Origin of the sequence: Desulfobacterium sp. N47 (assembly GCF_051233685.1) — a bacterium.
Taxonomy (GTDB): domain Bacteria; phylum Desulfobacterota; class Desulfobacteria; order Desulfobacterales; family RPRI01; genus RPRI01.
The window spans coordinates 1-7765 of sequence record NZ_JBAMMY010000274.1 but is presented as its reverse complement, the minus strand read 5'-3'; the positions used below and the strand labels follow the sequence as shown (position 1 = coordinate 7765).

Annotated in this window: 9 protein-coding genes; all 9 read right to left on the bottom strand. The window is 39.0% G+C overall.

The features are described from left to right. Positions 1–194: 194 nt before the first annotated feature. The 9 genes from VXK47_RS17490 to VXK47_RS17450 all read right to left on the bottom strand — a co-directional run bounded on the left by VXK47_RS17490 (position 195) and on the right by VXK47_RS17450 (position 7604). Positions 195–374: a type II toxin-antitoxin system HicA family toxin gene (locus tag VXK47_RS17490; protein WP_435550070.1), complete on the bottom strand. Its 180-nt coding sequence runs from the start codon at positions 372–374 to the stop codon at positions 195–197. Further along, positions 371–589 (bottom strand): type II toxin-antitoxin system HicB family antitoxin, encoded by a 219-nt coding sequence (locus VXK47_RS17485; RefSeq protein ID WP_435550069.1) that lies wholly within the window; start codon positions 587–589, stop codon positions 371–373. The genes VXK47_RS17490 and VXK47_RS17485 overlap by 4 nt, the downstream gene beginning before the upstream one ends. Before the next feature lie 78 nt (positions 590–667). Then, a complete protein-coding gene (locus VXK47_RS17480) occupies positions 668–1222 on the bottom strand; it encodes a plasmid pRiA4b ORF-3 family protein (protein ID WP_435550068.1) in 555 nt (184 codons plus the stop codon). Positions 1223–1314: 92 nt separating this feature from the next. After that, on the bottom strand, positions 1315–3117 hold the full coding sequence (locus VXK47_RS17475) for a DNA methyltransferase (RefSeq protein ID WP_435550067.1): 1803 nt from the start codon (positions 3115–3117) through the stop codon (positions 1315–1317). Positions 3118–3119: 2 nt separating this feature from the next. After that, entirely contained in the window at positions 3120–5957 is a 2838-nt protein-coding gene (locus VXK47_RS17470) for a hypothetical protein (RefSeq protein WP_435550066.1), read from the bottom strand. A gap of 102 nt (positions 5958–6059) precedes the next feature. Beyond that, on the bottom strand, positions 6060–6356 hold the full coding sequence (locus VXK47_RS17465; protein WP_435550065.1) for a type II toxin-antitoxin system RelE/ParE family toxin: 297 nt from the start codon (positions 6354–6356) through the stop codon (positions 6060–6062). Then, positions 6341–6526: a hypothetical protein gene (locus VXK47_RS17460; RefSeq protein WP_435550064.1), complete on the bottom strand. Its 186-nt coding sequence runs from the start codon at positions 6524–6526 to the stop codon at positions 6341–6343. Before VXK47_RS17460 ends, VXK47_RS17465 begins: the two co-directional genes overlap by 16 nt. Positions 6527–6614: 88 nt before the next feature. Next, entirely contained in the window at positions 6615–6818 is a 204-nt protein-coding gene (locus VXK47_RS17455) for a hypothetical protein (protein WP_435550063.1), read from the bottom strand. Positions 6819–6896: 78 nt separating this feature from the next. Continuing rightward, positions 6897–7604: a hypothetical protein gene (locus tag VXK47_RS17450; protein WP_435550062.1), complete on the bottom strand. Its 708-nt coding sequence runs from the start codon at positions 7602–7604 to the stop codon at positions 6897–6899. Positions 7605–7765 lie beyond the last annotated feature (161 nt).

Here is a 7765-nt window from a genome sequence, read left to right as displayed (position 1 = left end):
TTTCTGATTCCTTCTCAACAGTTGAGTCAGAATTGTTGACTTCCCCACACATCATATCAATTTCTCTGAACAGTTCTCGATAATTTTTCTTTTTTATTTGCTTATCTGCCATGCTGCCTCCTGCCAGTAGTGCCGAACGCTGCTAATCAGCCGCGCGGCTTTTTGCGTCGGCTGCATTAGCCTTGTTCGGTCATTTAATCTGCATTAAGATTCTTCAAAATCTTCTTTGCCAATGGTTCTTTGATCTCGATGTGCCGTGGGACAGCTTCCGTCGCTCCATTCTTCGGATTAATCCAAAGTGAATGTGAGGCCCCTTCCCGTTTCAGGTAGCAACCTGCGATTCTCAACCTTCGCTCCAAGTCTCGTCGTTTCATCCAATCATCACCGTATCTTGAATAGTGTCGTCAGGCAACCCTCGGAGAATGTCAGCCTTGCGATCCTCCAAGATCAATTCAATAGCCTGCCGCAAATTAACCTTGGTTTCCTCTATCGTCTCACCCTGTCCATTGGCGCCAGGTACCTCCGGGCAAATAGCCCAAAAGCCGCCCTCGGGTGCGGGCTCTATGATTGCTGTGAATTCTGCCTTCATTAGTAATCTCCTATCTTTTGTTATCGACCGAACGCAAAAATCAGCCGCCGAGTTTACGAGGTCGGCTGGATTATTTTGTTAGGCTTTTACTTCTTCATTTATTGCATCCAGATCAAATTCTTCCGGGTCAAAGCTGCCTCCTACCCATTCCAGCATCTCGTCATGCTCTGGATGTTTAGGATCCTGAATCGCTTCCAGAAAATCATAATAACCCCATATTCCTCCACAATCCTCTGGTGGACAGGCCCGTTTGCCAGCAAGACAAATGGGATAGGCTACCTCCTGGTCTAAAGGCAAAATCTTCTCAAGTAAAATCACATGTTTCCAGCTATCACCAAAATCATATTCGTAGACAAACTTCTCCTTTTCCCCAGAAATTACCTGATTCAGCTTTACTCTTTTCTCGTTTTTAACCTCAAAGTCAAACTCAGGGTCAGGTGTACCATAATATACCCCATGAATAACAAACTGGTGAAGATGATAATCAGACCAACCCATCACTACCTGTAGGGTGTGATGAAGCTTGTAAAGAGTTGTGTCGCTCCTCACTTGTATCCTTCGCCAAATTGGGGGTTTGCTGTCCCTTAAGGTTACCTTGAATTGATAAACAGAAACGCTTGATAATTGTGGCATTCTGTCCCTCCTCTACTTAATTTTACTTTCATCAAGAGAAGCCTAACATGCAAATCAGCGGCGCGGCTTTTTGCGTCCGCTGGATTTTTTTGTTATGTGTTTATTTTTTCATTATCAATTATTATTTCGTCCCCCGCAATATTTCTAATCTTAATCCTGAATTTGTCAGTATCAAGGGTGTAAACACCTTTTATCTTCTCTTTGATACCTGCTTTATCTTCTAAATCAGGATTACTTTTCCACACTTTTATTAGTGTAGTGTCAAATTGAACGGCTTCAATCAGTTCAAGTCCGGTACTGCTTATTTTTACTGCCTTTGATAAATCCTGTTCTATTGTTCCTTTTTTAGTTTTCCTGGCATTATAATCATCAATCTTGTTTTTCAAGTATGGACTGAAAAACTTTTTGATTTCTACCTTGTACTTGCTACCCTGCTTTGAAACTTTTATATCCGCATTATCAGGTGTAAATAATGCGTCTCTTTTTTCACCGAGCAAATCATCAAGAGAAACAAGTTTTACCTTCAATTCGGTTTTAGCGGTTTTATTAAGCTGTTTGTTCAAGTATTCCTGGTCAATTTCAAAGGCTTTATGAGCATAGATGATAATGACTTCATTGGCTTTATTGGTTGTATCTTCCAGCATATAGATTTCTTCAAGATATACATCGAGAAGTTCTTTTGTGAGTTTATCGTGTATGCCCGAAAATTTGACAGGTGAATATGTGCCTTTAGGCTGAGCAATACCGCCATCCCAGAATTCATTCAAGTTTAAATCCGTTCGTGATTTGAAGCCGTCAATAATGCTGAATATTTTGGCAGTCGTCTGTGCGGGGTTACGAAAAAGGCGTAAACCATCTTTGATTTTTAGAATATCGAAACTTGCCCCTGCTTTTACAAGACGGTCCCTTGTGGTTTGAAGTGCGTTTATGCCTATGTCGCAGGCAATGAATTTTCTTTTCTCATCTTCAGCGGATTTAGCAGTAGTACCTGAACCAGAAAAGAAGTCCGCAACTATCATACCTGCTTCTGATGATAGATTAATGATTCTTTTTAATAATGATTCAGGTTTTTGTGTTACATAATATTGTTTTTCAGGGTCTGTTGGGCTTGTTACAGGAGTTAAGTCCGTCCACCAGTCTGTGATAGGCGTGCCTTCTTCTCTTAATCCAGCATTATTTCCTTTAACCGCAGTTCGGCCCCTCTGTTGTGTTTTTTCTGAATAGCTTTTGTAGATAGGATTATAAGTCCACACATCTGGAGACTTTGAATACCAGTAAATAACATCATGCTTATTAGGTAATTTATCAACAGGAACAGCACCGCCACTATAGCACCATATAATTTCATTCTTAAATAATTCTTCGCCAAATACTTCATCTAATAATATTTTGACATAGTGGCCAATGTGCCAGTCAAGATGAACATATATGCTCCCTGTTTCGCTCATTACATCTTTAATTGCAAGTAGTCGCTCATAAAGCCAATTTAGAAAGTCCTCTTTTTGCCATATATCACCATACATTATTTCTTCACCAATGGTATTATCCTGAGCCTCAACTTCAGATACAACACCATTTCTTAAATAAATTTTCTTGGCATAACTAGCCCCACTTGCAAACGGCGGGTCGATGCATACAAGGTCAACCTTGATATTCTGCTGCTTTAAATAAGCACATGCCGAAAGACAATCACCCTGAATAAGCAGATTTCTGAAATCAGAGTTAAGGACAGTTTCTTTATCAAATAAAGACTGTTCTTTGGCTTTTGTGTTTCTTACTTCTTCAATCAGTTCTGTTTCAAAGACATCAATCTTATCAGGAAAGCGTCTGCCCTGAAAATTAAGAAGCGCCTGCCCTTTGGCAGGGGTTATATTGTACTGTTTCGGTGTTTTCATAATCAAAAGTCCTTTAATAACTGCTTGAATGTATCAAGGTGTTTTGTAAAATCATTTTCTCCGTCATCGACAAAACAATGATAACTGAAATGGTTGTTATGTTTTAAAAACTCATCTTTGACAAACTTTTCCTTTGCTCTGAACTCATCATTATAATAGGGCTTTCCTTTTGTTTCTATTATGATGGCCTTTTCAATCGGAATAATTTGCCCTTTCCTGTATTTTTTGTTTTCTTTCCTTCTTAAAATCAAAAAGTCCGGTGTATATCGTCCTCTTGGTGTCTGTATCCAGAAAGACTGCAAACGCTCATCCTTGTATCCGTTGAAATACACTTCAAGGTCTTTTAACTCGCTTAATTTCAGCATTTCGGCAAGTGCATTTTGTTCAAATCCGCTGTCCATTTTATAAGGAATGTAGTTATAGCTGATGTCCTGCGGGTCACAGTTGTTGTCTTCACCGAAAAAATCATCTTCCATATATTCAGGATGTTTCCCATAACCTCTATTACCTTGATAATCACGCTGTTTTATTTCCGGCATAAATTTATAAGTTACTCCTTTTGGTGAAACAAAGCTCATTTCATTATGTGAGCCTTCCCATTCAAGCAGCTCAATTTCAGTTTCCTGTTCAATCACTTCTTTTGTGTATTCAACCCTGTCCATAAATGAAGAAGCTATCATTCCGTTTACATCACTTATGTCAAGATTGGGATTTAATACCAGCCATCCAATCTCTTTCTCAATGCTTTTATAAACAGATGCTAATTCCTGATAATATCCATTGAACAAATCCGCTTCTGAAAATAACCCGTAAGTACAAGAAGAAAGGTTGTATATAAAGTCTTCAAATGCAAAAAACGCTGCGCTGTCTGTTTTAACATCTGCAATAGCGACTTCACCTGTAAGACCGCTTTTTCCGATACTGCCGGAAACAATACTTCTATCATAAGAATACTTACTCTTGATGGCTGGAAAACTAAATGCAGATAATTCCTTTTTTATTTCCGGTGAAGTCTTTTTCACAATTTTGTATTTTGTCTCAATCTGTTTGTATGTCAATTTTCCCAGTTTCGGCTTTCTGACCTGTACCGCAATATCCTGCTCCTTCTTTTCCGATAAATCAGTTATTGAAAGCTGGTAATTCTCTTTCAGTTCCTTATCAAGCGTTTCATAGTTATCGGCAGAAAGGTAAATCAAAGCGTTTTCTTTTGATGCGTCTGTAACTTCTCTTAAACAACGGCAGGCAGTTTGAAGCACGAAATTCTTTGTTGTTTTTTGCCGTGGAAGCACAACGGAGGTAAGGCTGCTACAATCCCACCCTTCTGTTCCAACAGCTACAAGCAGAATGACACGCTTTTTTGAATAAGGCTTATTGAGATTATTAAAGATAGCAAGATTTTCTTTTGGAAGCTCATACTGTTTGTTTTTTTTATCTACTTTTGAATAATATCGAAAAATCTCATCTTCTTTTCCTGTTCTGTTTTTCTGATACCATTTCCGGACTATCGGCAGAATATCATCATTCAGTTTCTTGATTGAAGGACAATAAAAAGCAACTTTACTTTTTGTTTCATTCTCATATTCAATATCATAATTTGTAAAAAAATCAGAAAGAGCCTGTTCAATAAATATACTTTCTTTTACGCTTGCTTTTCTGATGTCAGGCTTTTTTAAAAATTTACCAATGCCAATGTTAAGTGGATAATTATAAACAATATCCTGTATCTGATTCAGTTTGATATTATTCCCTTCAATCTCAATCTTTGTTTTAACATATGGAGTGCCTGATAAACCGATAACCGAATTGACGTTGCCATGCTGATTAAGAATGCCCACTGCCTGTCTTAGTTTTTTCTCACCATTGCCAGTTGAGCCGTAGGAGTGATGTACCTCATCCAATATTACAGTTAAGTCAGGTATTTGGGATAATGCTTCTCTTAATTCATTTATTTTTTGAATATCATCAATGGTGCGCTCATCCAGTAAATTCATCTGACCCCTTTTAAGATTTTCAACCAACGGCCTGTCTTTATCGTCATATCGTTCAAGTACAACTTTTTCGGCATTGGTGATAAAAACCATTCCGAAATCTTTAGTCTGTTTTATTCGATTTACTTTTTCCAGATTAGGATTGTTGCCGTGCAGTTTATCTTTTCTTTTTGAACTTAAACTGTCTAATATTTCAATAGTGATTATCTGTTTTAATTTGTCCGCTTCTTCTTTTGGCAGTATCCATTCAGGATTAAAGTCTTTTATCGTCCTTAAAGAAGGAAGAATAGCTGTTTTTGATGCCTGCGGTGCGAAAACAACATAATTATGAGCAAATCGTTTATCATTTTTAAAAAGCGTAGCGAAGTATAAGTCAAGATAGATAAAACAAGCCATCAGGAATGTTTTACCTGCCCCCATCGGAAGACTGAAGAGGTAGTTTGAATAATCAAAATTATGTAAAAGTTCATCAAGCAGGATATTCCAGTCAATCGTATTTCCTGTGGGGTCATTGACTAATTTCTTATGTAGATTTTTGAGGGCATTGTCCTGAAAGAATTGATTAAGGAATTGTGTTACATAATTCCCTTTAAATGTATGAAAATTGTCGTAATCTTGAGCGACCACATCGTCATATAAAAGACCTTCCCGAACCATATCTGAAAGCCTTTTGTTTTCGCTGGCAAATTTTATCCATAAATAAGTTTCAATGGCTTCTCTTTGCGGGGGACGGAGCCTTCCTGTTTTTTCAATATGCTCTAAGGTATTATTAATCAGAGATTGATTGCTTTCTTTCTCTAATTTTACCCAGGTTTCAGTTTTGCTTCTAATTAAGCTGTAAATTGTATTCATTGATAAATCGTTTTCCTTATTACACATAACGCTCGGCGTAACCGGCTGGCAATGTAGCGCAGCGGAATTGACAGTCCGGGTTGATGCGGTTGTTAGCAATTGTCAGATATCTGGCTTTCCTCTAGCCCCGTGCCAGATCCTTGCAATCTCGATGATGTGCTTTCCTCTCTGCACCCGGTAGACAATCCTGCATGGCTTACGAATCACTTCACGGATAGCAGGATCGTTGAACTCAGGGACTATTCGCCCTGATTCCGGAAAATCGGCTAATCTCTCCACAGCATGGAAAAGGCTCCCGATGAATCGTTCGGCTACTGTGGAACTGTCTTCTGCTATAAAGGCCGCGATATCCTTAAGATCAAGTTTCGCAGTCGGAGACCAGATCAACTTGAAAGCCATTCCCTGAATTCCTCTCTAATGCGCTCATGAGGTATGCCCTTACCTTCATCAAGCTCGCGTAGACCTTTGCGTACCCCTGCTACGAAGTTGATCCGTTCTTGTATATCATCCCAAGTAGCGTTTTCCGGAAGTTCTTGAATGCTTCTTATGGCACTTTCCTTAGTAGTCATGTTGAAACCTCTTTTCTATTCTTGCTAAAGGCAGATTAACCGGTGACGTAGCTTTTTGGCTGCGTCCTGCTTATGCGTTTTCTTAGTACTATCTCTCCATTTGGGCAATGAAATCCTCCCATTTGATTTTCTTGCCTTTAGCAGGGGTTGTTTTACCTTTGCACCAATTAAGACCCGTCTTCGTCACGATTAGGTCGCCGAGATGATTGTCGCTATTATCGTAAACATCAAGTTCCACCCCCTTGTTTTTGATCTCCATTGATACGGATAAATCTTTCACTGAAACCTTCATAGCCCTTCCTCCTGTGTAATTTTGGTTCTGCTAACGAAAAAATCAGCCGGAGCGTAGCGATCGGCTGTATTGCTCTTGTTAGGCAGTTTTTGTCTTTACCCAATCTGATATACTCGAAAGAAGTTCCATCAAGAGCTGATCAAATATATCCATGATATCAAATATGAACGCATCACTTAATTCGATTCTATAGAATTCGTCACCTTTATCATTTAGAGTAACACTTTTTCTTCTGTTGATTATGTAGTCTATTACTTCTGCTTCAGATATTTCGCCTTTATAAAGCCAGCCGCCGTTATGTACTATAGCATTTCTAATTTTTCTTATTTTTATTACTTCGTCCAACAAGACAGCGATGTTCGACGTTTCTAAGCCAATATCTTTTTCCAAGCATGCTTTAAACTTTTCGAGTATACCACCACGCCATTTGTATGTTTGAATATTAGATTTGATCTCAGCACCGAGAGCCCGGCAGAGAAACTTTAGTACATCTTCAAGTTCGGAATAAAGGGTGATGAAAATAGCAGACCTATGAATGGCTGGAACTGAACTCTTGAACTTCCAATAATCCTCACTATACAATTCACCGACTTCATCTTGTTCTTCAGGAGGATATTTTGCAATTTTGGTTTCTATCCAGTCAGAAATCCTCTTGTCTTCGCTCTTAAGCAAAAGCTGCATCGATTCATAATACTCTCTATGTTCCTGAAATTGATTTTTCAAAATCGATCTTAGGTGAGCTATGAATAGGCCTTTTCTCATCTCTTTGCGGTCTATTTTGGGCATCAGTGAACCTCACTATATTTGCCGAACGACCAAGCTGAGTTGCGGCGGCCAAGAACCTCGCCGCGTAGCGCCACCGCCGCGCTTTCCGCCGTCAACTCAAGCGCCTTGTTCGGCGATTTTATGTCGTTGATTTTTCCTTTTCCTGTTTTGTCCTGCGGTTT